The organism is Hydrogenophaga pseudoflava (genome assembly GCF_004353865.1).
Classification (GTDB): domain Bacteria; phylum Pseudomonadota; class Gammaproteobacteria; order Burkholderiales; family Burkholderiaceae_C; genus Hydrogenophaga; species Hydrogenophaga pseudoflava.
Genome location: NZ_CP037867.1, coordinates 235,809 through 262,125, shown reverse-complemented (window position 1 = coordinate 262,125; position 26,317 = coordinate 235,809). Strand labels below are relative to the sequence as shown.

The following is a 26,317-nucleotide window of genomic DNA, read 5'->3' as shown; positions in this document are numbered from 1 at the left end:
TCCAAACCATGTCAACCGATGTCATGTTTTGCGGGCATGATGCGGACGACCATGCAAGCCAGCCGCCTGCTCTCGATCCTGATGCTGCTGCAGTCGCACGGCCGCCTGACCGCGCCGGCGCTGGCGCGCCTGCTGGAGGTCTCGACCCGCACCATCTTGCGCGACATCGACCAGCTGTCGGCCGCGGGCGTGCCCGTCTGGGGCGAACCGGGCCGCGCGGGCGGCTTCCAGCTGCGCGAGGGCTGGAGCACCACGCTCACCGGTCTGACCGAACCCGAGTCGCAGGCCCTGCTGCTGGCCGGGTTGCCGGCTGCGGCGACGGACCTCGGGCTGGGCGAGGCCGCCGCCTCGGCGCGGCTGAAGGTGGTGGCGGCCCTGCCCGCCGAGTGGCGCCAGCAGGCCGACCGCGTCGGGGCACGGCTGCACATCGACCCGCTGGACTGGTACCGCCGCAGCGAGACACCGGCCTGTCTGCGCGCGGCGGCCGAAGCGGTGTGGCATGGCCGGCGCATCGCCGTGCGCTACGAGAGCTGGCGCGGCCCGAGCGAGCGCGAACTGGAACCGCTGGGGCTGGTCATGAAGGGCGGCACCTGGTACCTCGCGGCGCGCACGGCCGGCCAGGATGCGGTGCGCACCTACCGGCTCTCCGCGGTGAAGACCTTGCGCGTGAGAGACAGCAGCTTCCGGAGGCCCAGAGCCTTCGACCTCGCAGCCTGGTGGCGCGCCACCAGCGCGCGCTTCGAGGCGGAGCTGCACCCGGTCCAGGCCCGTGTCGCCGTCTCGCCGCGCGCGCTGGGCTGGTTGCGCAACGCGCTCACGCCATTCACACCCGATGACCACCTCGCTACCGCCGCGCCGCCGGTGCCGCTGCCCGGCGGCTGGGTGGTGGTGCGGCTGCCGCTCGAGTCGGTCGAGCACGGCGCGCGCCGCCTGCTGGGTTTCGGCGCCGAGGCCCAGGCGCTCGCGCCCCCGGCCCTGGTCAGGGCGGTGAAATCCGAACTGGCCCGGCTGCACACCCGGTACGACGGCTGACTCAAGCCGGCCCGTCAGGTGCCGATAACCCCTTGGGTGAGATCGCCCGGACACTCGCAGCAGGCCCGCACCATGTCGACGCCCATCGCCTCTTCCGCCTCCGCCATCGGCCTGAGCGGCCTGCGCGCCGCGCAGCTGCGGCTGGACGTGGGCGCGCACAACATCGCCAACGCCCAGACGCCCGGCTTCCAGCGCCAGCAGGTCGTGCAGACGGCCAACCCCGAATCGGGTGGCGTGAGCGCGCGCGTCGAGCGCGAAACCCAGGCCGCCGCAGAAGGTGGCGACCTGGGCCATCTCGCCGAAGACCTGGTCGGCGGCAAGATGGCGCTCTACAGCTTCGCAGCCAATCTCAAGGTCGTGAAGACCGAGCAGGACATGCTCGGCACACTGTTCGACGCCAAGGCCTGAGCTCCGAAGTCTGCGCCCCGTTGGCCTGCGGGCCAGGCAGGCGCCCGGGTCGCCACAGCCAGCAGCCCAAGGCCACCAAGGCGCGGGCGCCGGCTTCCCACCAGCGCCCCAGCCGCCTACGATGGCAACGCTTCGGCACATTCCTTCTTTCCACCCACCTCAAGGAGCTGACATGGCAGGCTGGTACGAACTCTCTTCGAACGACAAGGGCACGTTTTCCTTCGTCCTGAAAGCGGACAACGGCGAGGTGATCCTGCGCAGCGAGCAGTACGACGCCCAGGCGTCGGCCGAAAACGGCATCAAGTCCGTCCAGACCAACAGCCCGCAGGAAGCGCGCTACGAGCGCAAGGACGCTTCGGACGGCCGCTTCTACTTCAACCTCAAGGCGGGCAACCACCAGGTCATCGGCACCAGCCAGCTGTACAAGGACGCCGCTGGCCGCGACAACGGCATCCAGTCGGTCCAGGCCCACGGGCCGAGCACGACGGTCAAGAAAGCCTGAGTTCGGCGCAGAGCCGCTCGCGCACCGCGGCCATGCCGCGGTAGGCCACCACGGCCTCGCTCATCGAGGCCAGTGCGTCGGCCAGTTCGGCCGCGCGCCCGGGCGCAACGGCCAGCACGTCCACCAGCCGCGCCACCACCACGCGGATGAAGAACACGCCGCGCCGCAGCGCGGGCAGCGGCAGTGTGGTCTGGCGTTCGACGCGGAAGAACACCTGGTCGATCAGCCGGCCCGTGGCGTCCGGTGCGTCGGCCGCGGCGAGCGCGTCCTCCCAGCGGGCGCGGCGCGTCTCGGGGTGCTGGGCCAGGTCGCCGCTGGGCGTGAGCAGCCAGACATGGCGCAACATCGGCGCCTGCCGGAAGGCCATGTCGACGATGCCACGCGCGCCCGCCTGCAGCAGCGCGTTGTCGGCCACCGGTGCGTGGATGGCAGTGAAGTCCAGGCCCAGCTTCTCGGCCGGGTTCCAGTTCGAAGGAAAACACACCGAGAGGAAACGCGCCCGGAAGCCGTCGCCTGGCTCGTCGTGCAGGATCACGAAGTCCTCCTGCAGGCCCTCGGCCAGGGCATCGGCGTCGGGCGCCAGGACCACGCCCGTCTGCGAGGCGTAGGCCTGCGCGATCGCGGCCAGCACGGCGGGGTCGGCTTCACCGACCGGTGCCCTGTGGGTCTGCGCCCGCAGCACCGCCCGCTTGTGGTCGGCGTAGGCGCCGGCCTGCGCATCGCGCACGAACAACGGTGGCGCCAAGGCCGCCTCTCCCGCCACGGCCAGCCGCGACAGCCCGGGCCGCATGCGGAACGGGGTGCCGACCGCCCACGGCACCTCGGCGGCCGGCGTGAGCACACGCGGGTTCATCGCTCGGACCTCAGGGCACCACCGACGCCAGCAGTTGCTGCACCAGCGGGTGCTGCACCTTGCGCGCCGTGCCGATGGCGTAGAAGTGCTCCTGCACGCCCTCGCAGGGCGCGAACCACTCGAGGCCGTAGCCGCTGGAGAGCTTCTCGCGCATGCGCTCGGAGGCAGGGAACACGCCCATGCCCGAGGACCCGAAGGTGACCAGCAGCGCGCTGTCCTCGAACTCGCCGACCACGTTGGGCAGCACCCCCTGCTGCTCGAACCACTGGTCGATGCGCATGCGCACCGAGGCGTGGGCGCTGGGCAGCAGCACCGGCACTTCGGACAGGCAGCGCGGGAAGTCCTTGCGCGCCTGCGCCAGCCATTCCTTCGGCGCGTACCAGCCCAGCGGCGACGACCCCATGGCGTGGCTGTAGAGCTTGAGGTTGGGGTTGGCCGGCGCAGGCCGGTCGGACAGCACCACGTCCAGCCGGTGCAGCGCGAGGTCGGCCAGCAGATCGTCGAATTCGTCCTCGTGGCAGACCAGACGCAGTCGCGGCTCCTCCAGCGCCGGCGCCAGCAGCTCGCGCACCGCCAGCTTGGCCAGCCCGTCCGAGATGCCCACCACCAGCCGCACCGAGGTCTGGCTGGTGGCATCGCGCACCGCCGCGTGCAGGTGTTCGCCGAGATGGAAGATCTGCTCGGCCACCTGCAGCGCGGCCTGGCCCGCCTCCGTCAGGGCCAGGCCACGGCCGGCCGGCTTGAACAGCGCGTGGCCCAGCGACTGCTCCAGCAGCCGCACCTGCGCGCTGATGGTCTGCACCGCCATGCCCAGCCGGGCCGCCGCGTGCGACATGCCGCCTTCCTTGGCCGTGACCCAGAAGTAATACAGGTGCTTGTAGTTGAGTTCCTGATTCATTCTTCGCCTTTTTGGGAGAAATTCTTCGCCATTGTCTGCTTTTTATGAAGAACGCGAAACCCTATCTTTCAGCCTCCCTTTGTTCCCTTTCAGGAGAACCCTCATGGCACAAGTCCGTCGCATCCCTTCCCTGTCCACCGGCAGCTCCCTGTCGCTGGACCGTCCGCAGGCCGCGAAGGTCCTGCGCAACACCTACGCCCTGCTGTCGCTGACGATCCTGTTCGCGGCCGGCATCGCGGCCCTGGCGGTCGCCAACAGCTGGCCCGCGCCCGGGCTGGTGATCACGCTGGTGGGCTACTTCGGCTTGCTGTTCGCGGTGCACAAGCTGCAGAACAGCGGCTGGGCGCTGCCGGCCGTGTTCGCCCTGACCGGTTTCATGGGCTACACGCTCGGCCCGCTGCTCTCGCGCACGCTGGAACTGCCCGGCGGCGCCGGCACCATCGTGGCCGCGCTGGCCGCCACGGGCGCGACCTTCGTCGCCCTCTCGGCCTACGTGCTGACCACGCGGCGCGACTTCAGCTTCATGGGCGGCTTCCTGTTCGCCGGCATGGTGATCGCCATCGTGCTGGCCCTGGTGGCCTACTTCTTCACCATGCCCGCGCTGGCGCTGGCCGTCTCGGCCATGGTGGCCCTGCTGTCGGTCGGTCTGATCCTGTTCGAGACCAGCCGCATCGTCAACGGCGGCGAGACCAACTACGTGCTGGCCACGGTCGGCCTTTTCGTCTCGGCCTTCAACCTGTTCACCAGCCTGCTGAGCCTGTTCGGCATCGGCGGCAACGACTGAGCGTTCTGCCACCCAACCCCCACCAGGAGTCCCGCATGAAAGCCTATTCCATCAACAGCCCCGAAGCCGCTGCCCGCGTGCTGGCCATGGCCATGCTGGCCGACGGCCAGTACTCGATGACCGAGATCCGTGCCCTGGACCGGCAGCAGGCGCCCGAGCGCCTGGGCCTGAGCCCCGAAGCCTTCAAGGCGGTGGTGGACGACTTCTGCCAGGACCTGCTGCTGGCCGGCGGCGGGCAGTGGACCGGCGTGGTCGACCCCGCCATCCGCGACCAGCTGATGGGCGAGGTCACGGACCGCGGCTTGCAGGACCTGATCCTGCTGCAGTGCGAGACGCTGATGCTGTCCGACGGTCACCTGGCCGATGGCGAGGTGGAGCTGCTGGATGCGCTGAGCGCGGCGTGGCGCCGGCCGGTGCTGGTGTGACGCCATGAAAACACTCATCTGGAGTCTCACTGCCCTGCTGGCGGCCTTGTGGACCGGCTTCATCGCCGCCGTGCACCAGCTCACCGGCTGGCTGCTGTCGGCCATCGACACCGGGTCGCTGCAGGGCGCGGCAGGCACGGTCGGTGGTCTGGCGCTGCCGCCCGTGCCCGCCTGGCTGGAGCCCTGGATCGACACCGCATCGATCGCCGCGCTGCAGTCGTTCGTGGTGTCGCTGGTGGAATGGCTGGGCGCGGTGATGCCCTCGGGCGATGCCCTGATGGCCTGGGTCGGTCCGCTGCTGTGGGTCGGCTGGGGCCTGGTGCTGGTGCCGATGCTGGCCATCGCCGGCCTGCTGCACTGGCTGGTCGGGCGCACCACGGCGCAGCAGACCGGCGCGAGGCCTGTGGGCGCATGAGCGCCATCCGGAGGATCGTCCGGTGAACGAGGGCATCGCGCAGCGCCTGCGCGGCGCGGCCTCCGAGGGACCGCAGGCCTTGCGCCTGTCGCTGCGGGAGCTGCTGCAGCTGCACGGCGAGGGATCGGGCGCGGTGCTGCTGATGCTGATGGCGCTGCTGAGCACGGTGCCCATCGCCGGCGCGGGCACGGTGCTCAGCCTGGGCATCTTCGCCCTGGCCGGCGCCTGGCTGCGCGGGCGCGACACCCTGCCCCTGCCCGAACGGCTGGCGCGGCTGACCCTCAACGAAACCTGGACGCGCCGCTGCCTGCACGGGCTGGCCTGGACCTACGAGCGCGCCGAGCGCTGGATGTGCCCGCGCTGGCAGGCGCTGTGCCATGCCCGCGCCAGGTTCTGGTGGGCGCTGTGGATCGCGCTGATGGCCGCGCTGATCTTCCTGCCGCTGCCGCTGGGCAATGTGCTGCCCGGCACCAGCCTGATGCTGCTGAGCCTGGGCTGGCTGTTCCGCGACGGCATCGCGCTGCTGCTGTCCGCGGCCACCGGCGCGGTGGGCGTGGGCTACGCCATTTCGGTCGGCCACCTGGCGTTCGCGGCCTGGCAGCACATGGGAACGTGGTTCGGACTGTGACGCCCGGTCAAAGGCGTGAGAAGAAGACGGCACTCATGACCAGCCCGGTGACGATCACGCCCCTGCGCACCCAGGCCACCGGCAGCGCCTTGGACCAGCGCGCGCCGAAGTAGCCACCCGCCGTGGCCGCGACCATCATCAGCAGGCCTTCCTTCCAGGCGATCGCGCCCGCGACCACGAAGGCCGCCACGGACAGCCAGGACAGCACCAGCGAGTTGAGGTTCTTGAGCGCGTTGACGGTGTTCAGCCGTGTCTCGCCGGCCACCGTGTACAGCGCCATCAGCAGGATGCCCAGCCCGCCGTTGAAGTAGCCACCGTAGATGGCCACCGCCATCAGGCAGGGTTCGCGCCAGCGCGCCAGGCCATGACCACTGGCCGAGGCCGCCATCGCCCGGCGGGCGATGGCCGGACCGGCCGCAAACAGCACGGTGGCGAACAGCAGCAGCCAGGGCACGATGCCGGTGAACAGCTTGGCGGGCGTGACCAGCAGCAGCAGCGCACCCACGACACCGCCGATGGCCGCGATCAGCGTCTCGCGCCGCAGCCGCTGCGCCGGCAGTTCGCGCAATTCGGCCCGGAAGCCCAGCGTGCTGCCGAGATAGCCGGGGCTCACCGCCAGCGCGCTGGTGGCGTTGGCGACGATGGGCGGCACGCCGGTGAACACCAGCGCGGGAAAGGTGAGGAAACTGCCGCCGCCAGCGATGGCATTGAGGGCCCCCGCGCCGAACGCGGCGGCCGCCAGCAGCGGCGCGGAACTCAGGAGGTCCAGGCCGGGCTCACTTGGCAGCGGGGATGGCCACGTAGCGGAAGCCCTTGCCGCGCATGCAGTGGGCCACCATCTGCTCGCGCTCGTCCTCGGGCACCTTGGCCAGACCGACCTGGTACTGGCAATCGGAGAGCTGGGTGTAGGTGTCGTCCTTGCTGGCCTTGGGCTTGACCCACTCGGCCTTGGGGGTGGACGAACAGGCAACCAGGGACAGCAGCAGGGCGGCGGCGAAGACGGTCTTCATGGATGGGGCGGGATCGGTTTTCAGAGGGAAGCCAGCATACCAAAGCCCCCCGTCCCCGAGCTGCAACCAGATGCATCGCCCCGCGGGCGGGCGGCCTATCGCGAGCGGCCGAGCTTGTCCTGCAGGCGACCCAGCACCTCGCTGACCGTCTGCGGGTCGGCGGTGGTGCCACCGCAGGCGGTCAGCTCCTGCTCGGCCAGCGAGAGGTTCAGGCGCACATAGGTGCTGTCCAGTGCGTGGCGCGTGGCCAGCAGCTGCTGGGCGATCTTGGCGCAGTCGGCCCCCTCTTCCAGCAGCCTCTGCAGGCCGCGCACCTGGCCCTCGGCGCGGCGCAGCCGGTGCATGAGCTCGGCCTTGCGTTCGGTGGCCAGGGTGCGCGGCGCGGTCATGGACGGCTCCGGTCCGGCTCAGGCGGAAACCGGCGTGATGGCGGCCACCGGCTCGGGCGCGAGCAGCGAACCGTCGCGCAGGCCGCGCACGGTGGCAAAGCCCAGCCACAGCACCACCATCGACGTGGCGGCCAGCAGCAGCACCGCCGCGGTCTGCATGAGACCACCGGGCTGCTCCTGCAGCGCCAGCAGGCGCAGCGTCAGGGTGGTGAAGGCCGCGAGCGGGAACGACAGGGCCCAGAACGGGATGCCGAAGGGCTGGGCCACGGCGCGCTTGAGCACCGGCGCCACCCACAGCAGGAAGAACAGCGCGATGCCCCACATCGCCTGCGCCGCTCCGAGCGGCGCCTGCCCACGCTCGACCAGCTGCGCCAGCACCAGACCGACCACGGCCGGCGGCGCGACGGTGATCATCCAGGCCGGCAGCAGGCGGTCGGGCAGCGGGCTGTGCGCGATGCGCCTCGCCAGCATCAGCGCCAGCACCACCGGCCAGAAGAAGGCCCCGATGCCGAACTGCGCCGCGGCCCAGTCGCCATGGCCCAGCGGGACGCCCGCCAGCGGCGCGAGCACATTGCCCACCACCGGGATCAGCAGCACCGGCGTGACCGAAGGCCACAGCCCGGTGTTGCCCGGCGTGGCACCCACCGCAGGCGCGAGCCAGCGGCCCAGCACCCACAGCGTGGCCCAGAGCTGCATCAGGCTGCCAGCCCACCAGAGCGCGCGCCACACCGGCGCCAGCTCGCCCGAGGCACCGCCCAGCGCCACCCCGACCGTCGCCAGCAGCAGCAGCGACACCGGGAACGCCGCCACGAAGGCGTGGCGCACCGGGTGCTTCAGGTCCTCGGCCAGCGCCGCCGGATAGCGCTGCCAGCGCAGCAGCGACGCCACGAGCAGCACGGCAAACACGACCAGCGCCACCAGCCCCGCCACCAGCGCCAGCCCCCCGGCCATCTCGCCGAGCAACGGCCCGGCCCGGTGCCAGGCCAGCGCGAGGCCGCACAGGCCCATGACCAGCGAGAACCAGCCGGGCATGAGGAATTTGAGGGGCGTAGGACTGCTCATGTCACCGGCTTACTTGGTGGAGCAGGCGCTGCCGCCTTCGCGGATGCCCATCTTCTTGAAGAGGATGGCCGGCGGGCAGAAGCCCGTGATGCCCGACTGCGCCAGGTTGAAACCAGCGAAGGCGGTCAGCGCAAGGAACCACTCGCTGACGAAGATGGGGCTGCCGTGGTAACCCAGGGCGAGCGAGATCAGCACGACGGTGCCGGCCATGATGCGGATGAGGCGTTCGACGGTCATTTCAGACTCCTTGAAAAAAATGGAAGCACACAGGATCACGCCGCTTCGTACTTCTTGCGGTACATGGCGTAGTAGAGAACGGGAATGACGACCAGGGTCAGCATCGTGGACACAGCAATGCCGAAGATCAGCGCAATGGCCAGGCCGTTGAAGATCGGGTCGTCGAGGATGAAGAAGGCGCCCATCATGGCGGCCAGGCCGGTCAGCGCGATGGGTTGCGCGCGCACCGCGGCCGACTGCACCACCGCCTGCGCAAAGGGCACACCGCGTTTCGTTTCCAGCTCGATGAAGTCCACCAGCAGGATGGAGTTGCGCACGATGATGCCGGCCAGCGCGATCATGCCGATCATGGACGTGGCGGTGAACTGGGCCTGCAGCAGCGCGTGGCCGGGCATCACGCCGATCATGGTCAGCGGGATGGGCGCCATGATGATCAGCGGCGTGAGGTAGCTCTTGAACTGCGCCACCACCAGCAGGTAGATCAGGATCAGGCCGACGCCGTAGGCGGCGCCCATGTCGCGGAAGGTCTCGTAGGTGATCTGCCACTCGCCGTCCCACTTCACCGCGTACTGGCGGTACGGGTCCTTGGGCTGGCTGATCCAGTACTCGCCAAGCTCGCCGGTGTTGGGCAGCGCGGCGTCCTTCATGGCCGGGCGGATGCCGAACAGGCCGTACAGCGGCGAGTCGAGCTGGCCGGCCATGTCGCCGAACACGTAGGTGACGGGCAGCAGGTCCTTGGTGAAGCGCGGCTGGTCGATCACGCCGCGTTCGACAGTGACCAGTTCGGACAGCGGCACCATGGCGCCGTTGGCGGCCTTCAGCGGCAGGGCCAGCACGGCGTTCAGGCCCACCTGCGCTTCGCGCGGCAGCTGAATGCGCACCGGCACCGCGAACTTGGCGTGGCCGTCGTGCAGCCAGGCGGCATCTGAACCGGACAGCGCGGCGTAGACCGTCTGCGCAATCACTTGCACCGGAATGCCCAGCGACTCGGCGCGCTGGCGCTGGATGCGCAGGAAGGCGCGCGGCGCGTTCTCCTTGAGCGAGGTGTCCACGCCCACGATGTCGGGCGTGCCTGCAAAGGCCTTGGCCACGCGCTGCGCCAGCTCGGCACGGCCGACCTGATCGGGGCCGTAGACCTCGGCCACGATGGGCGACATCACCGGCGGGCCGGGCGGCACTTCCACCACCTTGACGCGCGCGCCGTGGGCGGCGGCGATCTTCTCCAGTTCGGGGCGGTGGCGCTGCGCGATGGCGTGGCTCTTTTCGCTGCGGTCGTGCGCGCCGACCAGGTTGACCTGCAGGTCGCCGCCTTCGGCCTCGGCGCGCAGGTAGTACTGGCGCACCAGACCGTTGAAGGTGATGGGGCTGGCCGTGCCAGCGTAGCCCTGCACGTTGGCCACTTCGGGCTGCATGGCCAGCCAGGCCGTCATGTCCTGCAGCGCGGCGGTCGTGCCTTCCAGCGGGGTGCCGGCGGGCATGTCGACCACCACCTGGTACTCACTCTTGTTGTCGAAGGGCAGCATCTTCAGCACCACCCACTGCACCACGGCCAGGCCCACGGACAGCAGCAGCGCCGCGAGGATGCCGGCCAGCAGCAGCCAGCGCTTGCGGGCGCTCTGCAGGAAGGGCGTGAGGATCTTCGTGAAGGTGTTCTGCAGCGCGCTGGTGAGCTTGCCCGGGCCGTGGTCGGCGTGGCCGTCGGCCTTGGTCAGCTTGAGGGCCAGCCAGGGCGTGACGGTGAACGCGATGGCCAGCGAAATCGCCATGCCCATGCTGGCGTTGATCGGGATCGGACTCATGTACGGGCCCATCAGTCCGGACACAAAGGCCATGGGCAGCAGGGCCGCGATCACGGTGAAGGTGGCCAGGATGGTGGGGCCGCCCACTTCGTCGACCGCGCGCGGAATGATCAGCCTGAGCGGATCGTGCGGCGTGAGCATGCGGTGGCGGTGGATGTTCTCCACCACCACGATCGCGTCGTCCACCAGGATCCCGATCGAAAAGATCAGCGCGAACAGCGACACGCGGTTGAGCGTGAAGCCCCAGGCCCAGCTGGCAAACAGCGTGGCCGTGAGCGTGAGAATCACCGCCGCGCCGACGATGACCGCCTCGCGCCGGCCCAGCGCCAGCCCCACCAGCACGATCACGCTGGCGGTGGCGAAGATCAGCTTCTGGATCAGCTTGTTGGCCTTGTCGGCCGCCGTCTGGCCGTAGTCGCGGGTGATGCTGACCTGCACGTCGTCCGGGATGACCGTGTTCTTCAGGTTGTCCAGCCGCTCGGCGGCGCCGCGCGCCACGTCCACCGCGTTCTCGCCCGGCTTCTTGGTCACGGTGATGGTCACGGCCGGGTGGTTCTGGCCTTGCTGGGCGGCGTGCGCCGCATCGGCCACGCCGGGCGTGAACCACACATAGCGCTGCGGCAGCTGGGCGCCGGCCTCGACGCGCGCGACCTCGCGCAGGTAGACCGGGCGACCCGCGTTCACGCCAACCACGATGTCGCCGACGTCCTGCTCGTTCTGCAGGAACTCGCCGGTTTCCACCGACAGCATGCCGGGCTCGCCGGGGGCCGGGCTGGGGTTGACCACCGAACCCGAGGGCAGCGCCTGGTTGGCCGCCGCGATGGCGCCGTGCAACTGCTGCACGCTCACGCCGCGCTCGCGCAGCTGGTTGGGGTTGAGCCACACATGCACCGCGCGGCCGGGACCGCCGATGGTGACAACCTCGCGCGTGCCGGGCACGCGCTTGAGTTCGGTCTCGACCGCGTGCGCCACGCGCTCCAGGTCGTGTGCGCTCTGCGCGTCGGCCGTCCACAGCGTGGCCGCCAGCACCGGCACGTCGTCGATGCCCTTGGGTTTGACGATGGGGGTCAGCACGCCCAGGCCCTGGGGCAGCCAGTCCTGGTTGGCGTTGAGCACGTCGTACAGGCGCACCAGCGCTTCGGTGCGCGGCACGCCGACCTTGAACTGCACCGTCAGCACCGCGACGCCGGGGCGCGCGACCGAGTAGGTGTGCTCGATGCCCTGGATCTGCGAGAGCACGTGTTCGGCCGGGGCGGCGACCATCTTCTCCACGTCGGCGCTGGACGCGCCGGGGAACGGAATGATCACGTTGGCCATGGTCACGTTGATCTGCGGCTCTTCCTCGCGCGGCGTGACCAGCACGGCGAACAGGCCCAGCAGCAGCGCGACCAGCGCCAGCAGCGGCGTGATGGCGTTGGCCTGGAAGGCCCGCGCCACGGAACCGGAGAAGCCCAGCTTCTCCAGCGGGGAAGACTCGTTGGGATGGCTCATGGTGGCCCCTTACTTCGTCACGGGCGTTGCGCCGGCCAGACCGGCGCGCACAGGATCGAGCGCCACCTGGTCGCCGGCCTTCAGGCCCGCCAGCACCTCGACACCGTCGCCGTGTGTGGCACCGGTGCGCACCGCGCGCAGCGCGAAGCCTTTCGCGGCGTCGCCCTTGGTGGTCACGACGTAGACGCCGGTCAGCTCACCCCGGCGCAGCAGGGCTGTGGCCGGCACCACCAGGCGCTGCGGCGCGGCCTGGGCGGCGCTGCCGACGAAGCGCACCTTCACCTGGCGGCCGGGCACCTGACCGGCGCCATCGGCGTCGCTCAGGTTCAGGCGCCACTCCACCGTCTGCGACACCGGGTCGGCGGCGGGCACGGTGGTTTTGGCGGCGGGGCTGACCCACTTGTCTGTGCCGGGCAGTTGCACCTCGACCTGCGAGGCCGCCAGCGCCAGCGGCTGCTGCGAGGCCGGCACATGCACCACGGCACGGATCGGTTGCGGCGCGTAGACGGTGAGGATGGGCGCGCCGGGCATGGCCAGGGCGCCGGCCTCGGCGTGCGTCGCCAGCACCCAGCCGTCGTAAGGCGCGGTCAGGCGGGTGAAACCCTGGGCCACGCTGGCCTGGGTCTGGCCGGCGCGGGCGGCGGCGGCGCCGGCTTCGGCGGCGCGGTACTGGGCCAGTGCCGAATCGAGCGCGGCCTGGGCGATGAAGCCCTGCGCGCGCAGTTCTTTCGTGCGCTCGTAGGCCGCCCTGGCGTTGGCCAGGCTGGCCTGGGCCTGCGCGACGCCAGCCTGCGCCTGCGCCACGCCGGCCTGGGTCGCGCGATCGTCGATCACGGCCAGCACCTGGCCGGCCTTCACGCGGTCACCGGCCTTGACCGACAGCGTGGCGATGCGTCCGCTGGCCTGGGCCGAGAGCACGCTCTGGCGCACCGCCTGCAGGCTGCCGTCGAACTCGGCGCTGCCCGCCACCGCCTGCGCACCCACGGCGACCACGGGCACCTGGGGGCCCGCCGAAGCGGGCGCCGGATCGGCGGCCTGTGCAGCGCCCATGGCGAGCAGGCCGGAAGCCAGCAGCAGGCGCGCGGTGCGGACCGGGTTCAGGGACAGAAACAACGGGGCGTGTGCATGGACGGGCATGGCGATCTCCTATACCTGCCGCAGTATACACACATACCCCCAGGGGTACAAGACATCTTCGACCGCCGTTCATCGGCGGCAGAGCCTCAGCGGCGCTGCCGCGCCAGCACCCAGGCCGCCCCGAAGAAGCTCAGCGCCGCCGCCACCAGCACCGCGTAGGCCGCGCGCAGGCCGAAGTGTTCGGCCAGTTCGCCCATCAGCAGGGCCGCGATCTGCGCCCCGACGGTGAAGGAGATCATCAGCAGCGCCGACAGGCGCGGCGCCTCCTGCGGGAATCCGCGCAGCGCGATGCCCAGCAGGATGGGGAAGCCCACCGAGACGCCCAGACCGGTGAGGTAGTTGCACAGCGCCAGCCAGACGAAGGGCGCATCGGCCGGGCTCAGCCAGACGCCCGTGATCGCCAGCGCCGCCAGCGCGCCCAGGCCCTGGATCTTCTGCTCCATGCTCCAGCGGCTGTGCACGAAGGCCTGCCAGACCCGGCCGGTGACCATGCCGGCCATCAGGAAGCCCAGGGCCATGCGGGCCACCTGGTCGCTCTCGCCCAGCGCCTCGGTGGCAAAACTCACGAACCAGAAGTACTGGCCCCATTCGCACAGGCCGCTGCACACGCCGGCGAACAGCACCCAGCGCACCACCGGCTGGCGCAGCAGGCCGCCGTAGTCCAGCGGCTGGTGCACTTGTCCGGTGGCCTCGGCGTGCGCGTGGTCGCTGCGAAAAGCCACGCTGCGCAGGTAGCGGCGCTGCAGCGTCATCAGCAGCATCACCAGCGCCATGAAGCCGAACACCACATAAGGGCCGCGCCAGTTCGGGTTGGCCGCCAGCACCGCTGCCGCCATCAGCGGCGAGAACATGGTGCCCAGGCTGTAGCCGACATCGACCAGGCTGATGATGCGGGCGCGCTGCTCGGGCTCGTCGCTCAGTTCGGCCAGCAGGCCGTGGCCGACGGTGAACAGTGCGGTCTCGAAGGTGGCGATGGTCACCATGAAGAAGGCCAGCCAGCCGAAGCTGGGCGCCAGCAGCACGCCCGCCAGCGCCACCACCACGGCCGCGGTGTAGGCGCGCAGCAGGCGCCGCGGCGGGAAGCGCTTGGCGATGGCACCGCCCAGCAGCGAACCGACCGCGCCGCCGGCGCTCCAGATCGCCATGAGCCAGCCCATCTGCTGGAAGGACACGCCCATCTGGGCGCGCAGGTTGGGCGTCACCGCCCCCAGCAGCGCCCCGAAGATGCCCCAGGTGAGGGCGCAGTACAGGATGATCCAGGCGACATAGGGCAGGCCGCGCAGGGTTTTCAGCGGGGCGGCCAGGAAGGCGGTAGCGGCGTTCACATCAGGCTTTCGATCGGGTTGTGCAATCGATTGTCTTCCGGGAACCACTCCGGTGCCCGGCGGGGCCAGCAAATGAACCTGTGTGGTAACCGGGTTCTACGCCGGATCGGCGAACGGCACGCGCGGCGCCACCGCGCAGAGCAGCTCATAGGAAATGGTGCCGGCCGATCGCGCCACCTCGTCCACCGGCAGCTCGGCCCCGGTCGACGGCGAGACACCCCAGAGCACCACCTCGCTGCCGATGCCGGCCGGCACGCCGGCGGCGTCCAGCGGCGCCAGGTCGACGGCGATCATGTCCATGCTGACGCGGCCGACGGTGCGGGTGCGCACGCCGCTGACCAGCACCGGCGTGCCGGTGGGCGCGTGGCGCGGGTAGCCGTCGGCGTAGCCGCAGGCGATGACGCCAACCCGCATTGGCACGTCGGCGGTGAAGGCCGAGCCGTAGCCCACGGTGTCGCCGGGCTGCAGGCTCTGCACGCCGATGACTTTCGTGGTCAGGCTCATGGTGGGCTTGAGGCCCCAGCCGGCAGCGGTGTGCTCGGGGTGGTCGGGCGCGCCACCGTAGAGCGCGATGCCTTCGCGCACCCAGTCGGCCGCCAGCGTGCTCACGCCCACGCCGCGCAGCGGGCTTTGCGCATGGCGCAGGATGGCCGCGCTGTTGCACAGGCTGCGCTCACCGGGCAGGTCGGCGGTGGCGGCCTCGAAGGCGGCGACCTGGTGGGCGATGCCGCGCGGACCGTCGGCGTCCGAGAAGTGCGTCATCAGCGAGATCTCTTCCACCTGCGGCAGTGCGTTCAGCCGCGCCCAGGCGGCGCGGAATGCCTCGGGCCGGAAGCCCAGGCGGTTCATGCCGCTGTTGAGCTTGAGGAAGACGCGGTGCGGCGCGTGCGTCTTGTGCGCGGCCAGCCAGTCGATCTGTTCGGTGCAGTGCACCGCGTGCCAGATGTTCAGGCGCGAGCAGAGTTCGAGGTCGCGCGGCTCGAACACACCTTCGAGCAGCAGCAGCGGACCGCGCCAGTCGAGCGCGCGCAGGCGCTCGGCTTCGGCCAGGTCGATCATGGCAAACCCGTCGGCGCTGCGCAGGGCCGGGAACACACGCTCGATGCCGTGCCCGTAGGCGTTGGCCTTGACCACCGCCCAGACGCGGGCGTCGGGCGCGCGCACGCGGGCCTGGTTCAGGTTGTGTTCAAGCGCTTCGGGGTGGACGGTGGCGAGGATCGGGCGGGGCATGGCAGAACCGGACGGGTGGGAGGAAGCAAAAGTCGGCGGAAAGCGCCGACTGTCGCACAAACCCGTCTCGCCACCAGCGCTGCCCAAGGCGATTCATGCCGGAGCAGCGCCGCTTCTACAGCTTCTCGAGGTTCACGTAGACCATGGTCTGGTTGAGCAGCTGGTAGGCGATCTCGCCGAAGGTCATGGGCCCGGTGATAGGCCCGGTGCGCTGGCCTTCGAGCCCGCCGTACAGGTAGTTGAGGATGCAGTTGCAGCTCCAGCGCGCGCCCAGCGCGTCGCCCGGCAGCGACTGCGCAAACGAGCGGGCGTAGTCGGGCACCGGCTCGGCGATGCGGTACTCCACGTCGTCGAACACCGGGGCGTAGAAGTCCACGCGCCCGGCCGCCGCGTCCACCGCCTTGAACGAGACATTGATCATCGCGCCCGAATAGTCGGCCACCAGCGGCAGCCGGGTGTCGATGCCTTTCTGCGCCAGGTACTGCGCCAGGTTCATCAGCTGCCCGTTGACGAAGCACTCCTGTGCCGAGAAGCCGGTGGACGGGAAACGGATCGCGTCGCCGCCGCCCGGCTGGAACAGGTTGAGGATGTCGATGCGCGGGTAGATCGACTCGGGCAGCGGGATGTGCACCGCCAGCGCCTTGTCGTGGCTGAACACCAGGGTCTGGCCGTTGGCCACCACCGGCGCGGCCTGGCCCAGGTCGTCCAGGTGCACGCCCGCGATCCAGCCCACCAGGGGCTTCATGTACATGTCCTCGAAGGCCGGTGCCTCGCGGGCGAAGCGCGAATGCACGTCGGAGAAGGCCGGCACGATCAGCACCGTCAGCCCGTGGGCCGGCGCGTCCAGCGCCACCCTGTGCAGGCTGGCGGCGTCGTACCAGCGCAGCTGCGGCGTGCCGGCGTGGGTGGGCAGCTCGGTGACGAAGAGCTTCTGGCGCGAGGTTTCGCCGCCGTCCTGGGCCATGAAGTACGGGATGCTGCCGGCCAGCCAGTTGCCCGGCGGCAGCCGGCGCAGCAGGGCCTCGTCGGCCGCGATCGAGAGGTAGGCGCCGCTGCGGATCGCCACCAGGGTGTCCTGCAGGTCCATCAGCGTGCCGCTGACGGGCCGCGCCGGCGGGGTTCGGGATGCGTTCATGTCGGGTCAACCCAGCCGCAGCTGGTCCAGTTCGTGGGTGAGCACGCGCTCGTTCTTGACGAAGTAGCGGTGCAGCTCCTTGAGCTTGAGCAGGCGCACCTCCTCGTCGTGGATCAGGTCCAGCTGCGAGCGCAGCTTGGTCAGCATCAGCTTGAGGCTGAGCACCTTGATGTCCAGGCTCAGGTCGCCGTCGAGCAGGCGCAGCCAGACCGGGTCGGTCACATCGGGCACGGCGGTGCTGGCCGGGGCCGGCCCGGTGGGCGTGGCCGCCGGGGCTTGCGCTGGTTCCGCCGGGCGCGCCACGGGCTCGGAGCCCCCGGCGCGCCCGGTGTCCAGCGCATAGCGGTAACGCCAGACGTCCTGCAGGCTCAGGTCCAGCAGCGTGCACACCGACTGCAGCGGCACACCCTCGCCAAACAGCGCGAACACCCGCGCCGCCAGCGCTCGGGTGAACGGCATGCCGGCATCGCCCATCCAGCCGATGCCCCTGGACTCGAACCCGTGCGGCACGGTCACGTGCAGATGAAAACGGACCGGCCCGATCGCCAGGTGCTGCCAGACCGCCAGCTCCCCCGCCGGCGCCGACTTGGGCCGGCCGAACCAGCCGCGCTCGGGCTCCTGTCCGATCCAGACATCGCAGCGGCGCTTGCGCACGTCCAGGCGGTAGTCGCGAACTTCCCAGGGGCGCTCTATCAACAGCAGCTGCCGCAGCAGCGCCTTGTCGATGCTGATCATGTGGGTGTCTCCTCTTGTCGGTTTCGGAGCCGGCCGCAAGACCCGTTCCACCCCTTTCTTGCGCCAAACTGACACACCCGGCGCCACGCCTGGCGGTACCCCTGACACCAGGCGCAACACCGTCCCGCACCGGGGCGGGACGGTCAGGGTGGCGTGCTATAACCGCCGGATCGTTGGAGACAGCCCGAGGCCCCCCGCAGCCGCCACCCCCCGGACACCGAACGCCGGCCACAACAAGACCCTCGATGAAGCGCGGCTTCTACACCATCATGACGGCGCAGTTCTTCAGCTCCCTGGCTGACAACGCGCTGTTCGTGGCCGCCATCGAGCTGCTGCGCAGCCGCCACGCCCCCGAGTGGCAGAGCGCCGCCCTGGTCCCCCTGTTCGCCCTGTTCTACGTCGCCCTGGCCCCGTTCGTGGGGGCCTTTGCCGATGCGCGGCCCAAGGGCCAGGTGATGTTCATCAGCAACGCGATCAAGGTGGCGGGCTGCCTGCTGATGCTGATGGGTGTGCACCCACTCCTGGCCTACACCCTGGTGGGCCTGGGCGCCGCCGCCTACTCCCCGGCCAAGTACGGCATCCTCACCGAATTGCTGCCGCCCTCCCAACTGGTCAAGGCCAATGGCTGGATCGAGGGCCTGACCATCGCCTCCATCATCCTGGGCGTGCTGCTGGGAGGCCAGCTCGTCGGCCCCTACCTGTCGTCGCTGCTGTTATCGGTCGACGCGCCCGGGCTGACCACCGGCATCGACCACCCGGCCGAAGCCGCCATCGCGGTGCTGGTGAGCGTGTACGCGCTGGCCGCGGCCTTCAACCTGCGCATCCCGCTAACCGGCGTGACCCCGCGACCCATGCCCCGGAATCCGCTGGAGCTGCTGCCTGATTTCTGGCGCTGCAACGGCCGCCTCTGGAAAGACCACCTGGGCCAGATCTCGCTGGCCACCACCACCCTGTTCTGGGGTGTCAGCGGCAACCTGCGCTACATCGTGCTGGCCTGGGCCGGCGCCGCACTGGGCTACACCACCACCCAGGCCTCGTCCCTGGTGGGCGTGGTCGCGCTGGGCACGGCCGTGGGCGCGGTGGTGGCCTCGCTGCGCATGCGGCTGGACCAGGCCACGCGCGTCATGCCCCTGGGCATCGGCATGGGCCTGCTGGTCATCGGGATGAACTTCATCGACAACGTCTGGGTCGCCGCGCCCTTCCTGGTGCTGCTGGGCGGCCTGGGCGGTTTCCTGGTGGTGCCGATGAACGCGCTGCTGCAGCACCGGGGCCACAACCTCATGGGCGCGGGCCGGTCCATCGCGGTGCAGAACTTCAACGAGCAGGCCTGCATCCTGGGCCTGGGCGCGCTCTACAGTTTCTCCACCGGCATGGGCCTTTCGGCCTTCGCCGCCATCACCATCTTCGGCCTGATCGTGGCCGGATTCATGTGGCTGATCATGAAGTGGCACCAGCACAACCAGCGGCACCACGGCGTGGAGCTGGAGCGGCTGCTGGAGATCGCCCGCCGGGACGACCTGCACGGCTAGAAGCCGATGTCGGTCCGCTCGAAGCCGTCCAGGCTGACCAGCCGGTGCTGCGCCAGCACCCGGTAGAACTCGGCCTCGCCCACCGAGCGGGAGAGGTAGGCGTCGCACCCCGCCAGTCCCGCCTTGATGCGGTCCATGCTGCCGGCGGTGGGCGCAAACATCAGGACCACCGGTGCGCTGCCATTGGGCAGCTTGCGCTGCTTGGCGCTGCGGCAGACCGAGTAGGCATCGGCGTCACCCTTGATGCGGTCGATCGCCACCAGACGGTAAGGGTGCTCCTTGAGCAGGGCCAGCGCCTGGGGCGCCTCGCGCGACCAGTCGATGTTCAGGCCGTAGCGCTTGAAGCGCTTGTGCAGGATGCGGCCTTCCACCAGGCTTTCGGCCACCAGCAGCACGTCGCCGCGCTGGACCTCGGGCACCGCCGCCGCCGTCCGGCTGTTCCTGGAGCGCATCGACCGGGATGACGGCGCGCGGGATGAAGGTGCGCGTGGGGACGGCGCGGGTGCGGGCACCGGCTCCAGCGCCCCGAAGTCGGTGACCCCCATCACCCCCACCGGCTGCGACGGCAACCGCGGCATGGGCGCCGCCACCTTGCGCAGCACCGGCGGTGCGGAGCCTGTCTGGCGCTCACGGACCATGGGGCGGGTGGGCGGAAACTCGCTGTCGGGCGAACGACGGCGCGTGCGCGCCACAGGGGCGGTGGGCGCAGCGGCCGGCCGCGCCCGTGCGCCCACCAGTTCGTCCAGCGCCGCCAGCACGCCCACCAGCTTGACCGGCTTGCGCTGCAGCGGCCAGCCCGTGCCCGCATCGTTGTGACCGATCAGCAGCACCTTGCCCTGCAGCTCGGCGTGGCGCACCAGGTGAACGGCCTGGGCGTTGTCGGCGTTGACCACCAGCACCTGCGCATCCAGCACCTCGTCCTGCACCACATAGGCCGGCGGTCGACGCGCCGCCAGCCGGAAGAACGACTCGAACGTGGCCGATTCGTTCTCGGGAAAACCGACCAGGGCCAACGAAAATGAGCCTGCCATTCACCTCTCCACCGAATACAAAGGGACTGCCCAACTCCCACGAGTATGCCCGCTCGGCCGTCCCGGACTCTGCCATTGCCCGCTTGCGGAACGCCACAACGTGACACAGTGCCAGCCTGTGAGGTCCGCGCGAAACGGCCCCACGCCACCAACCACCTCATGAGGAGTGCTTCCGGTGCCCAGCATCTATGACTTCCAGGCCCAGTCGATCGACGGCAAGCCGGTGCCGCTTTCAAAGTACCGCGGCCAGCCCATGCTCATCGTCAACACCGCCAGCGCCTGCGGCTTCACCCCGCAGTTCGCCGGTCTGGAGCAGCTGCACCAGACCTACGGCGACCGGGGACTGGTGGTGCTGGGTTTTCCGTGCAACCAGTTTGGCAGCCAGGACCCGGGCAGCGACAGCGAAATCGCCACGTTCTGCCAGCGCAACTACGGCGTGAGCTTTCCGATGATGAGCAAGATCGAGGTCAACGGCGCCGAGGCCCACCCGCTGTACCGCTGGCTCACCGCCGAGGCGCCCGGCCTGCTGGGCAGCAAGGCCATCAAGTGGAACTTCACCAAGTTCCTGGTCGGCCGGGACGGCCGCGTGATCAGACGTTACGCACCGCAGGACGCCCCGCAGAAGCTGGCCGGTGACATCGAGGCCGCACTGGCCTGAGTCCGGGGCAGCGCCTCTGCCCGCCCTGTCCGATCATTCGCGCCATACGCAACACCGGGGTTTTCACGCGACCGAATTTCTGTGAACCTGAGGCCTGCGTCGTGATCCAACGTTGCAACTCCACAGGAGGTCGCCATGGACGTGATCAGCAGCTTCAGCGCCCGCTTCGAACGCACCCGTGAGGAAGAGATGTCCCTGGAGGACTATCTCGCGGAGTGCAAGCGCAACCCTCTGGCCTATGCCACCGTGGCCGAGCGCATGCTCAAGGCCATCGGCGAACCGCAGATGGTCGACACGCGCAACGACCCGCGGCTCTCGCGCCTGTTCGCCAACAAGGTCATCAAGGTCTACCCGGCCTTTGCCGAGTTCTACGGCATGGAGGACTCGATCGAGCAGGTCGTGTCCTACTTCCGCCACGCCGCGCAGGGCCTGGAAGAGAAGAAGCAGATCCTCTATCTGCTGGGGCCGGTGGGCGGCGGCAAGAGCTCGATCGCCGAGCGGCTCAAGCAGCTGATGGAACTGGTGCCGTTCTACGCCATCAAGGGTTCACCGGTCAACGAGTCGCCACTGGGGCTGTTCGATCCGGTGGAAGACGCGGCCCTGCTGGAAGAGCAGTTCGGCATCCCGCGGCGCTACCTCAACCGCATCATGAGTCCCTGGGCCGTCAAGCGGCTGGAGGAATACGGTGGCGACATCCGGCGCTTCCGCGTGGTCAAGCGCCACCCGTCGGTGCTGCGCCAGATCGCAGTGAGCAAGACCGAGCCGGGCGACGAGAACAACCAGGACATCAGCTCGCTGGTCGGCAAGGTCGACATCCGCAAGCTTGAAACCTATGCGCAGGACGACCCCGACGCCTACAGCTACTCGGGCGGCCTGTGCCTGGCCAACCAGGGCCTGATGGAATTCGTGGAGATGTTCAAGGCACCCATCAAGGTGCTGCACCCGCTGCTGACCGCCACGCAGGAAGGCAACTTCAAGGGCACCGAAGGTTTCGGCGCCATTCCCTTCGACGGCATCGTGCTGGCGCACAGCAACGAGAGCGAGTGGAAGGCCTTCCGCAACAACAAGAACAACGAGGCCTTCCTCGACCGCATCTACATCGTCAAGGTGCCCTACTGCCTGCGCGTGTCCGAGGAGGTGAAGATCTACGAGAAGCTGATCCGCCACTCCTCGCTCTCGCAGGCCACCTGCGCGCCGGGCACGCTCAAGATGATGGCGCAGTTCTCGGTGCTCACGCGCCTGAAGGAGCCCGAGAACTCGTCCCTGTTCTCCAAGATGCAGGTGTACGACGGCGAGAACCTCAAGGACACCGACCCGCGCGCCAAGAGCTACCAGGAGTACCGCGACTTCGCCGGCGTCGACGAGGGCATGAGCGGCATCTCCACGCGCTTCGCGTTCAAGATCATCTCCAAGGTCTTCAACTTCGACTCCACCGAGGTGGCCGCCAACCCGGTGCACCTGATGTATGTGCTGGAACAGCAGATCGAGCGCGAGCAGTTCCCGCAGGAACTGGAACAGAAGTACGTCGGCTTCATCAAGGAGCAGCTGGCGCCGCGCTACGCGGAGTTCATCGGCAAGGAGATACAGACCGCCTACCTGGAGAGCTATTCGGAGTACGGCCAGAACATCTTCGACCGCTACGTCACTTACGCCGACTACTGGATCCAGGACCACGAGTACCGCGACACCGACACCGGCGAGGTGTTCGACCGCCAGTCGCTCAATGCCGAGCTGGAGAAGATCGAGAAGCCCGCGGGCATCAGCAACCCCAAGGACTTCCGCAACGAGATCGTCAACTTCGTGCTGCGCGCGCGCGCCAACAACGCCGGCCACAACCCGCTGTGGACCAGCTACGAGAAGCTGCGCACGGTGATCGAGAAGAAGATGTTCAGCAACACCGAGGAACTGCTGCCGGTGATCAGCTTCAACGCCAAGGCCAGCGCCGACGAGGCCAAGAAGCACGAGGACTTCGTCACCCGCATGGTGGCCAAGGGCTACACGCCCAAGCAGGTGCGCCTGCTGTGCGAGTGGTACCTGCGCGTGCGCAAGTCCAGCTGACCGCGGGGGCCGGCGTCCACCAGGAACACCCATGCTGCAGTCCATCATCGATCGGCGGCTGGCGGGCAAGAACAAATCCATCGGCAACCGGGAGCGTTTTCTGCGCCGCTACCGCGAGCAGATCGGCGAGGCGGTTCGGCGCGCCATCAGCGGGCGCGGCATCCGCGACGTCGAACGTGGCGAGGAGGTCCACATCCCGCAGCGCGACCTGTCCGAACCCGAATTCCGCCACGGCCCCGGCGGCAAGCGCGAGGTGGTGCACACCGGCAACCGCGAGTACCTGGCCGGCGACCGCATCCAGCGGCCCCAGGGCGGCACCGGACAGGGCAGCGGAAGCGGCCAGGCCAGCGACAGCGGCGAGGGGGAAGACGACTTCACTTTTGCCCTCAGCCGCGAAGAGTTCATGCAGGTCTTCTTCGACGACCTGGCCCTGCCCAACCTGGTCCGCACCCAGCTGGCGCAGGTGCCCGAGTTCAAGACCCGGCGCGCCGGCTTCACCAGCAGCGGCACGCCCAACAACCTGCACATCGTGCGCTCGATGCGCGGCGCCTACGGCCGGCGCATCGCCCTGGGCGGCGCCGTGCGGCGCGAGTGCGCCGAGCTGGAAGAGCGCATTGCCGAATTGCGCCGCCACGGCGACGACCCGGTGACCCGCAGCCAGGTGGCCGAGCTGGAGGCGCGGCTCAGGCAGCTGCGCTGGCGCATCGAACGCCTGCCCTACATCGACCCGATCGACCTCAAGTTCCGCAGCCATGTGCGGGTGCCGGTGCCCAGCGCCCGCGCCGTGATGTTCTGCCTGATGGACGTCTCCGGCTCCATGGACGAGCAGCGCAAGGACCTGGCCAAGCGCTTCTTCGTGCTGCTCTACCTGTTCCTGACCCGGCACTACGACCAGATCGACCTGGTGTTCATCCGCCACCACACCCAGGCCCAGGAGGTCACCGAGGACGAGTTCTTCCACGCCCGCGAAACCGGTGGCACCGTGGTCTCCAGCGCGCTGGAGCTGATGAACGACATCATCAAGGCGCGCTACAACCCCAGCGAGTGGAACATCTACGGCGCCCAGGCCAGCGACGGCGACAACTGGATGAACGATTCGCCCAAGTGCGCGGAGCTGCTGAGCACCCGCCTGCTGCCGGCCTGCCGCTACTACGCCTACATCCAGGTCACCGAGGAAGAGCAGAACCTGTGGCAGGCCTACGAGGCGCTGAGCCAGGCACACCCCAACTTCGCGCTGCGCAAGGTCTCGACCGCAGCCGAGATCTACCCGGTGTTCCGCGACCTGTTCCGCAAGGAAGGAGCGCCGGCATGAGCGGTCTCCAGCACCCCCTGCCGATGCTGCCACGGCCGTCCGGACCCTTGCCCGGCCCCAGCGACTGGACCTTCGAGCTGATCGAGCGCTACCACGAGGTGATCGAACGCACCGCGCGCCGCTTCGGCCTGGACACCTACGCCAACCAGCTGGAGGTGATCACGGCCGAGCAGATGATGGACGCCTACGCCAGCGTGGGCATGCCGGTCAACTACCGCCACTGGCGCTTCGGCAAGGAGTTCATCCTCACCGAGAAGAACTACAAGCGCGGCCACATGGGGCTGGCCTACGAGATCGTCATCAACAGCGACCCCTGCATCGCCTACCTGATGGAGGAGAACACGATGGCGATGCAGGCGCTGGTGATCGCCCACGCCGCCTACGGCCACAACAGCTTCTTCAAGGGCAACTACCTGTTCCGCATGTGGACCGATGCGAGCGCGATCATCGACTACCTGGTCTACGCACGGAACTACATCGCCGAGTGCGAGGAACGGCACGGCATCGACGCGGTGGAGGACCTGCTGGACTCCTGCCACGCGCTGCAGAACCACGGCGTGGACCGCTACCGCCGGCCCAGCCGCAAGTCGCTGGCGCAGGAACTGGCCGAGCGCAAGGACCGCGAGGCCTATGCCCAGCAGCAGGTCAACGAGCTGTGGCGCACGCTGCCGCGGCGCGCCGAGGCCGAGGGCGACGCCCTGGCCGTCAAGCGCTTTCCGGCCGAGCCGGAAGAGAACATCCTGTACTTCATCGAGAAGAACGCGCCGCTGCTGGAGCCCTGGCAGCGCGAGGTGGTGCGCATCGTGCGCAAGATCGCCCAGTACTTCTATCCGCAGCGCCAGACGCAGGTGATGAACGAGGGCTGGGCCACCTTCTGGCACCACCGCCTGCTCAGCGAGATGTACGACAACGGCTTCCTGACCGACGGCGTGATGATGGAGTGGATCAAGTCGCACACCAACGTGATCTTCCAGCCCGGCGTCGGCGACCGCCGCTACAGCGGCCTCAACCCCTACGCCCTGGGCTTTGCGATGTACACCGACATCAAACGCATCTGCGACGCGCCCACCGACGAGGACCGGCAGTGGTTCCCCGAACTGGCGGGCACGCCCTGGCTGCCCGCGCTGGACCACGCCATGCGCAACTTCAAGGACGAGAGCTTCATTGGCCAGTACCTCAGCCCCCGGCTGATGCGCGAGTTCCGCCTGTTCGCCCTGGTCGACGACGACCAGCAGGACACGCTGGAGGTCAGCGCCATTCACGACGAGACGGGCTACCGGCGCGTGCGCGAGACGCTCGCCCGCCAGTACGACCTGGGCTCGCGCGAGCCCAACATCCAGGTCTGGGACGTCAACCTGCGCGGCGACCGCTCGCTCACGCTGCGCCACACCCAGCACAACGACCGGCCGCTGCACGAGAGCGCGGGCGAGGTGCTCAAGCACGTGGCCCGGCTGTGGGGCTTTGGCGTGCAGCTGGAGAGCGTCAACAGCAAGGGCGAGGTCACCCGGCGCCGCGAGGTGCCGGTGCGGGCCTGATCAGCGCCAGGTGCTGTGTCCGGTCTCGCGGCGCAGCAGGTCGGCCAGCGTCCGGCCCGGCTCGACCGGGAACACCGACGCGTCCACCTGCACCGCCTCCATGCGGTCGAGCCGGAAGTTGCGGAAATCCTGGCGCTGCTCGCACCAGGCCGCCAGCGTCCAGACCCGGCCCCAGTAGAAGCAGCCCAGCGGCCGCACCTGCCGCTCGGTGCGGCGTTCACCCTGGTCCACATAGCGCAGCGTCACCCGGTGGCGCGCCTGCGCCGCCTCGCGCAGCGCCTGCAGGCGCTGACCCAGCGCGGGCTCCAGCCCCACCGGAGCGATCAGCAAAGGCTGGCGCTCCACCTCGGCCCGCACTCTGGCGGGCAGGACCGAGAGCACGCGCGACATGGCGTCCGACGCGGCCAGCGCCATTGCCGGGTCCAGCCACTGCTGCGCCAGCCGGGTGGCCAGCGCCAGGGCCCGCGCTTCGTCGACGGTGAACATCAGCGGCGGCAGCTCGAAGCCTTTGCCGAGCCTGTAGCCCACGCCCGCCTCGCCCTCGATGGGCACGCCCTGCGCCTGCAGGTCGGCCACATCGCGGTAGACCGTGCGCACCGAGACCTCGAGACGCTCGGCCAGCCAGGCGGCGGTGGACAGTCGGCGGCCACGGATCAGCTGGACCAGGGCAAAGAGTCGGTCGGCGCGGCGCATGGCAGG

27 protein-coding genes are annotated in these 26,317 nt (G+C 69.4%); 12 read left to right on the top strand and 15 right to left on the bottom strand.

The window, feature by feature from the left end:
- Nucleotides 1-51 precede the first annotated feature (51 nt).
- The 3 genes from HPF_RS01285 (at nt 52) to HPF_RS01275 (ending at nt 1,942) form a co-directional block, all read left to right on the top strand.
- The gene (locus HPF_RS01285; RefSeq protein WP_133155522.1) at nt 52-1,032 is read left to right on the top strand and encodes a helix-turn-helix transcriptional regulator; all 981 of its coding nucleotides are present in this window, start codon (nt 52-54) and stop codon (nt 1,030-1,032) included.
- 72 nt (nt 1,033-1,104) lie between these two features.
- Nucleotides 1,105-1,440, top strand: coding sequence for a flagellar basal body protein (locus tag HPF_RS01280; protein ID WP_133155521.1), 336 nt, complete (start codon nt 1,105-1,107; stop codon nt 1,438-1,440).
- 172 nt (nt 1,441-1,612) lie between these two features.
- Nucleotides 1,613-1,942: a YegP family protein gene (locus HPF_RS01275; RefSeq protein WP_133155520.1), complete on the top strand. Its 330-nt coding sequence runs from the start codon at nt 1,613-1,615 to the stop codon at nt 1,940-1,942.
- Here the strand turns inward: HPF_RS01275 and HPF_RS01270 are convergent.
- Together HPF_RS01270 and HPF_RS01265 are read right to left on the bottom strand one after the other, a co-directional pair.
- Nucleotides 1,929-2,795, bottom strand: coding sequence for a heme-dependent oxidative N-demethylase subunit alpha family protein (locus tag HPF_RS01270; protein WP_066152455.1), 867 nt, complete (start codon nt 2,793-2,795; stop codon nt 1,929-1,931). The two genes, HPF_RS01275 and HPF_RS01270, sit on opposite strands and share 14 nt — an antisense overlap.
- 10 nt (nt 2,796-2,805) lie before the next feature.
- Nucleotides 2,806-3,693, bottom strand: coding sequence for a LysR family transcriptional regulator (locus tag HPF_RS01265; protein ID WP_066152452.1), 888 nt, complete (start codon nt 3,691-3,693; stop codon nt 2,806-2,808).
- 103 nt (nt 3,694-3,796) lie between these two features.
- On the opposite strand from HPF_RS01265, the gene HPF_RS01260 reads away from it, so the two are divergent.
- Genes HPF_RS01260 through HPF_RS01245 form a run of 4 tightly spaced genes read left to right on the top strand, consistent with a single transcriptional unit; the run spans nt 3,797 to nt 5,945 of the window.
- The gene (locus HPF_RS01260; RefSeq protein WP_079366458.1) at nt 3,797-4,477 is read left to right on the top strand and encodes a Bax inhibitor-1/YccA family protein; all 681 of its coding nucleotides are present in this window, start codon (nt 3,797-3,799) and stop codon (nt 4,475-4,477) included.
- A 35-nt stretch (nt 4,478-4,512) separates the two neighbouring features.
- Nucleotides 4,513-4,902 carry a TerB family tellurite resistance protein gene (locus HPF_RS01255; RefSeq protein ID WP_133155519.1) on the top strand — a complete coding sequence of 130 codons (390 nt, stop codon included), beginning with the start codon at nt 4,513-4,515 and terminating at the stop codon, nt 4,900-4,902.
- A gap of 4 nt (nt 4,903-4,906) precedes the next feature.
- A complete protein-coding gene (locus tag HPF_RS01250) occupies nt 4,907-5,317 on the top strand; it encodes a hypothetical protein (protein ID WP_127805841.1) in 411 nt (136 codons plus the stop codon).
- Nucleotides 5,318-5,339: 22 nt separating this feature from the next.
- Nucleotides 5,340-5,945, top strand: a complete 606-nt coding sequence (locus HPF_RS01245; protein WP_165961638.1) for an exopolysaccharide biosynthesis protein — start codon at nt 5,340-5,342, stop codon at nt 5,943-5,945.
- Between the two features lie 7 nt (nt 5,946-5,952).
- Here the strand turns inward: HPF_RS01245 and HPF_RS01240 are convergent, their stop codons facing one another.
- The 11 genes from HPF_RS01240 to HPF_RS01190 all read right to left on the bottom strand — a co-directional run bounded on the left by HPF_RS01240 (nt 5,953) and on the right by HPF_RS01190 (nt 17,495).
- Nucleotides 5,953-6,705, bottom strand: a complete 753-nt coding sequence (locus HPF_RS01240) for a sulfite exporter TauE/SafE family protein (protein ID WP_133157993.1) — start codon at nt 6,703-6,705, stop codon at nt 5,953-5,955.
- A gap of 16 nt (nt 6,706-6,721) precedes the next feature.
- Nucleotides 6,722-6,955 (bottom strand): hypothetical protein, encoded by a 234-nt coding sequence (locus tag HPF_RS01235; RefSeq protein WP_133155517.1) that lies wholly within the window; start codon nt 6,953-6,955, stop codon nt 6,722-6,724.
- 95 nt (nt 6,956-7,050) lie between these two features.
- Nucleotides 7,051-7,344, bottom strand: coding sequence for a metal-sensing transcriptional repressor (locus HPF_RS01230; protein ID WP_066152432.1), 294 nt, complete (start codon nt 7,342-7,344; stop codon nt 7,051-7,053).
- 18 nt (nt 7,345-7,362) lie between these two features.
- Nucleotides 7,363-8,406 (bottom strand): SLAC1 anion channel family protein, encoded by a 1,044-nt coding sequence (locus HPF_RS01225; RefSeq protein WP_133155516.1) that lies wholly within the window; start codon nt 8,404-8,406, stop codon nt 7,363-7,365.
- 9 nt (nt 8,407-8,415) lie between these two features.
- Nucleotides 8,416-8,643, bottom strand: coding sequence for a YgaP family membrane protein (locus HPF_RS01220; protein WP_066152427.1), 228 nt, complete (start codon nt 8,641-8,643; stop codon nt 8,416-8,418).
- 35 nt (nt 8,644-8,678) lie between these two features.
- A complete protein-coding gene (locus HPF_RS01215; protein WP_133155515.1) occupies nt 8,679-11,933 on the bottom strand; it encodes an efflux RND transporter permease subunit in 3,255 nt (1,084 codons plus the stop codon).
- Nucleotides 11,934-11,942: 9 nt separating this feature from the next.
- On the bottom strand, nt 11,943-13,070 hold the full coding sequence (locus HPF_RS01210) for an efflux RND transporter periplasmic adaptor subunit (protein ID WP_243721659.1): 1,128 nt from the start codon (nt 13,068-13,070) through the stop codon (nt 11,943-11,945).
- Nucleotides 13,071-13,156: 86 nt separating this feature from the next.
- Nucleotides 13,157-14,395 carry an MFS transporter gene (locus HPF_RS01205; RefSeq protein ID WP_165961637.1) on the bottom strand — a complete coding sequence of 413 codons (1,239 nt, stop codon included), beginning with the start codon at nt 14,393-14,395 and terminating at the stop codon, nt 13,157-13,159.
- Between the two features lie 96 nt (nt 14,396-14,491).
- Nucleotides 14,492-15,625, bottom strand: a complete 1,134-nt coding sequence (gene alr / locus HPF_RS01200; protein WP_133155513.1) for an alanine racemase — start codon at nt 15,623-15,625, stop codon at nt 14,492-14,494.
- 115 nt (nt 15,626-15,740) lie between these two features.
- On the bottom strand, nt 15,741-16,760 hold the full coding sequence (locus HPF_RS01195; protein WP_133155512.1) for a DUF6976 family protein: 1,020 nt from the start codon (nt 16,758-16,760) through the stop codon (nt 15,741-15,743).
- A 6-nt stretch (nt 16,761-16,766) separates the two neighbouring features.
- On the bottom strand, nt 16,767-17,495 hold the full coding sequence (locus HPF_RS01190; protein WP_207959285.1) for a hypothetical protein: 729 nt from the start codon (nt 17,493-17,495) through the stop codon (nt 16,767-16,769).
- 245 nt (nt 17,496-17,740) lie between these two features.
- Between HPF_RS01190 and lplT the strand changes: the two genes are divergently transcribed.
- Nucleotides 17,741-19,024: a lysophospholipid transporter LplT gene (gene lplT, locus HPF_RS01185; RefSeq protein ID WP_133155511.1), complete on the top strand. Its 1,284-nt coding sequence runs from the start codon at nt 17,741-17,743 to the stop codon at nt 19,022-19,024.
- Here lplT and HPF_RS01180 read toward each other — a convergent pair.
- Nucleotides 19,021-20,055, bottom strand: a complete 1,035-nt coding sequence (locus HPF_RS01180; protein WP_133155510.1) for a response regulator transcription factor — start codon at nt 20,053-20,055, stop codon at nt 19,021-19,023. The two genes, lplT and HPF_RS01180, sit on opposite strands and share 4 nt — an antisense overlap.
- Before the next feature lie 175 nt (nt 20,056-20,230).
- Here HPF_RS01180 and HPF_RS01175 point away from each other — a divergent pair, with 175 nt between their 5' ends.
- The 4 genes from HPF_RS01175 (at nt 20,231) to HPF_RS01160 (ending at nt 25,618) form a co-directional block, all read left to right on the top strand.
- On the top strand, nt 20,231-20,713 hold the full coding sequence (locus HPF_RS01175; protein WP_127805850.1) for a glutathione peroxidase: 483 nt from the start codon (nt 20,231-20,233) through the stop codon (nt 20,711-20,713).
- A gap of 135 nt (nt 20,714-20,848) precedes the next feature.
- A complete protein-coding gene (locus HPF_RS01170) occupies nt 20,849-22,771 on the top strand; it encodes a PrkA family serine protein kinase (protein WP_066152405.1) in 1,923 nt (640 codons plus the stop codon).
- Nucleotides 22,772-22,802: 31 nt separating this feature from the next.
- Nucleotides 22,803-24,083 carry a YeaH/YhbH family protein gene (locus tag HPF_RS01165; RefSeq protein ID WP_207959284.1) on the top strand — a complete coding sequence of 427 codons (1,281 nt, stop codon included), beginning with the start codon at nt 22,803-22,805 and terminating at the stop codon, nt 24,081-24,083.
- A complete protein-coding gene (locus HPF_RS01160) occupies nt 24,080-25,618 on the top strand; it encodes a SpoVR family protein (RefSeq protein ID WP_133155509.1) in 1,539 nt (512 codons plus the stop codon). The genes HPF_RS01165 and HPF_RS01160 overlap by 4 nt, the downstream gene beginning before the upstream one ends.
- On the opposite strand, the gene HPF_RS01155 is transcribed toward HPF_RS01160, so the two are convergent.
- Nucleotides 25,619-26,311: a helix-turn-helix transcriptional regulator gene (locus HPF_RS01155; RefSeq protein ID WP_133155508.1), complete on the bottom strand. Its 693-nt coding sequence runs from the start codon at nt 26,309-26,311 to the stop codon at nt 25,619-25,621.
- Nucleotides 26,312-26,317: the final 6 nt, after the last annotated feature.

What these genes read in the sequence shown, in the direction of transcription:
- HPF_RS01285 (WP_133155522.1), top strand. Translation starts at nt 52, where the DNA reads ATGCAAGCCAGCCGCCTGCTCTCGATCCTGATGCTGCTGCAGTCGCAC.
- HPF_RS01280 (WP_133155521.1), top strand. Translation starts at nt 1,105, where the DNA reads ATGTCGACGCCCATCGCCTCTTCCGCCTCCGCCATCGGCCTGAGCGGC.
- HPF_RS01275 (WP_133155520.1), top strand. Translation starts at nt 1,613, where the DNA reads ATGGCAGGCTGGTACGAACTCTCTTCGAACGACAAGGGCACGTTTTCC.
- HPF_RS01270 (WP_066152455.1), bottom strand. Translation starts at nt 2,795, where the DNA reads ATGAACCCGCGTGTGCTCACGCCGGCCGCCGAGGTGCCGTGGGCGGTC.
- HPF_RS01265 (WP_066152452.1), bottom strand. Translation starts at nt 3,693, where the DNA reads ATGAATCAGGAACTCAACTACAAGCACCTGTATTACTTCTGGGTCACG.
- HPF_RS01260 (WP_079366458.1), top strand. Translation starts at nt 3,797, where the DNA reads ATGGCACAAGTCCGTCGCATCCCTTCCCTGTCCACCGGCAGCTCCCTG.
- HPF_RS01255 (WP_133155519.1), top strand. Translation starts at nt 4,513, where the DNA reads ATGAAAGCCTATTCCATCAACAGCCCCGAAGCCGCTGCCCGCGTGCTG.
- HPF_RS01250 (WP_127805841.1), top strand. Translation starts at nt 4,907, where the DNA reads ATGAAAACACTCATCTGGAGTCTCACTGCCCTGCTGGCGGCCTTGTGG.
- HPF_RS01235 (WP_133155517.1), bottom strand. Translation starts at nt 6,955, where the DNA reads ATGAAGACCGTCTTCGCCGCCGCCCTGCTGCTGTCCCTGGTTGCCTGT.
- HPF_RS01230 (WP_066152432.1), bottom strand. Translation starts at nt 7,344, where the DNA reads ATGACCGCGCCGCGCACCCTGGCCACCGAACGCAAGGCCGAGCTCATG.
- HPF_RS01225 (WP_133155516.1), bottom strand. Translation starts at nt 8,406, where the DNA reads ATGAGCAGTCCTACGCCCCTCAAATTCCTCATGCCCGGCTGGTTCTCG.
- HPF_RS01220 (WP_066152427.1), bottom strand. Translation starts at nt 8,643, where the DNA reads ATGACCGTCGAACGCCTCATCCGCATCATGGCCGGCACCGTCGTGCTG.
- HPF_RS01215 (WP_133155515.1), bottom strand. Translation starts at nt 11,933, where the DNA reads ATGAGCCATCCCAACGAGTCTTCCCCGCTGGAGAAGCTGGGCTTCTCC.
- HPF_RS01210 (WP_243721659.1), bottom strand. Translation starts at nt 13,070, where the DNA reads ATGCCCGTCCATGCACACGCCCCGTTGTTTCTGTCCCTGAACCCGGTC.
- alr (WP_133155513.1), bottom strand. Translation starts at nt 15,625, where the DNA reads ATGCCCCGCCCGATCCTCGCCACCGTCCACCCCGAAGCGCTTGAACAC.
- HPF_RS01195 (WP_133155512.1), bottom strand. Translation starts at nt 16,760, where the DNA reads ATGAACGCATCCCGAACCCCGCCGGCGCGGCCCGTCAGCGGCACGCTG.
- HPF_RS01190 (WP_207959285.1), bottom strand. Translation starts at nt 17,495, where the DNA reads ATGATCAGCATCGACAAGGCGCTGCTGCGGCAGCTGCTGTTGATAGAG.
- lplT (WP_133155511.1), top strand. Translation starts at nt 17,741, where the DNA reads ATGAAGCGCGGCTTCTACACCATCATGACGGCGCAGTTCTTCAGCTCC.
- HPF_RS01180 (WP_133155510.1), bottom strand. Translation starts at nt 20,055, where the DNA reads ATGGCAGGCTCATTTTCGTTGGCCCTGGTCGGTTTTCCCGAGAACGAA.
- HPF_RS01170 (WP_066152405.1), top strand. Translation starts at nt 20,849, where the DNA reads ATGGACGTGATCAGCAGCTTCAGCGCCCGCTTCGAACGCACCCGTGAG.
- HPF_RS01165 (WP_207959284.1), top strand. Translation starts at nt 22,803, where the DNA reads ATGCTGCAGTCCATCATCGATCGGCGGCTGGCGGGCAAGAACAAATCC.
- HPF_RS01160 (WP_133155509.1), top strand. Translation starts at nt 24,080, where the DNA reads ATGAGCGGTCTCCAGCACCCCCTGCCGATGCTGCCACGGCCGTCCGGA.
- HPF_RS01155 (WP_133155508.1), bottom strand. Translation starts at nt 26,311, where the DNA reads ATGCGCCGCGCCGACCGACTCTTTGCCCTGGTCCAGCTGATCCGTGGC.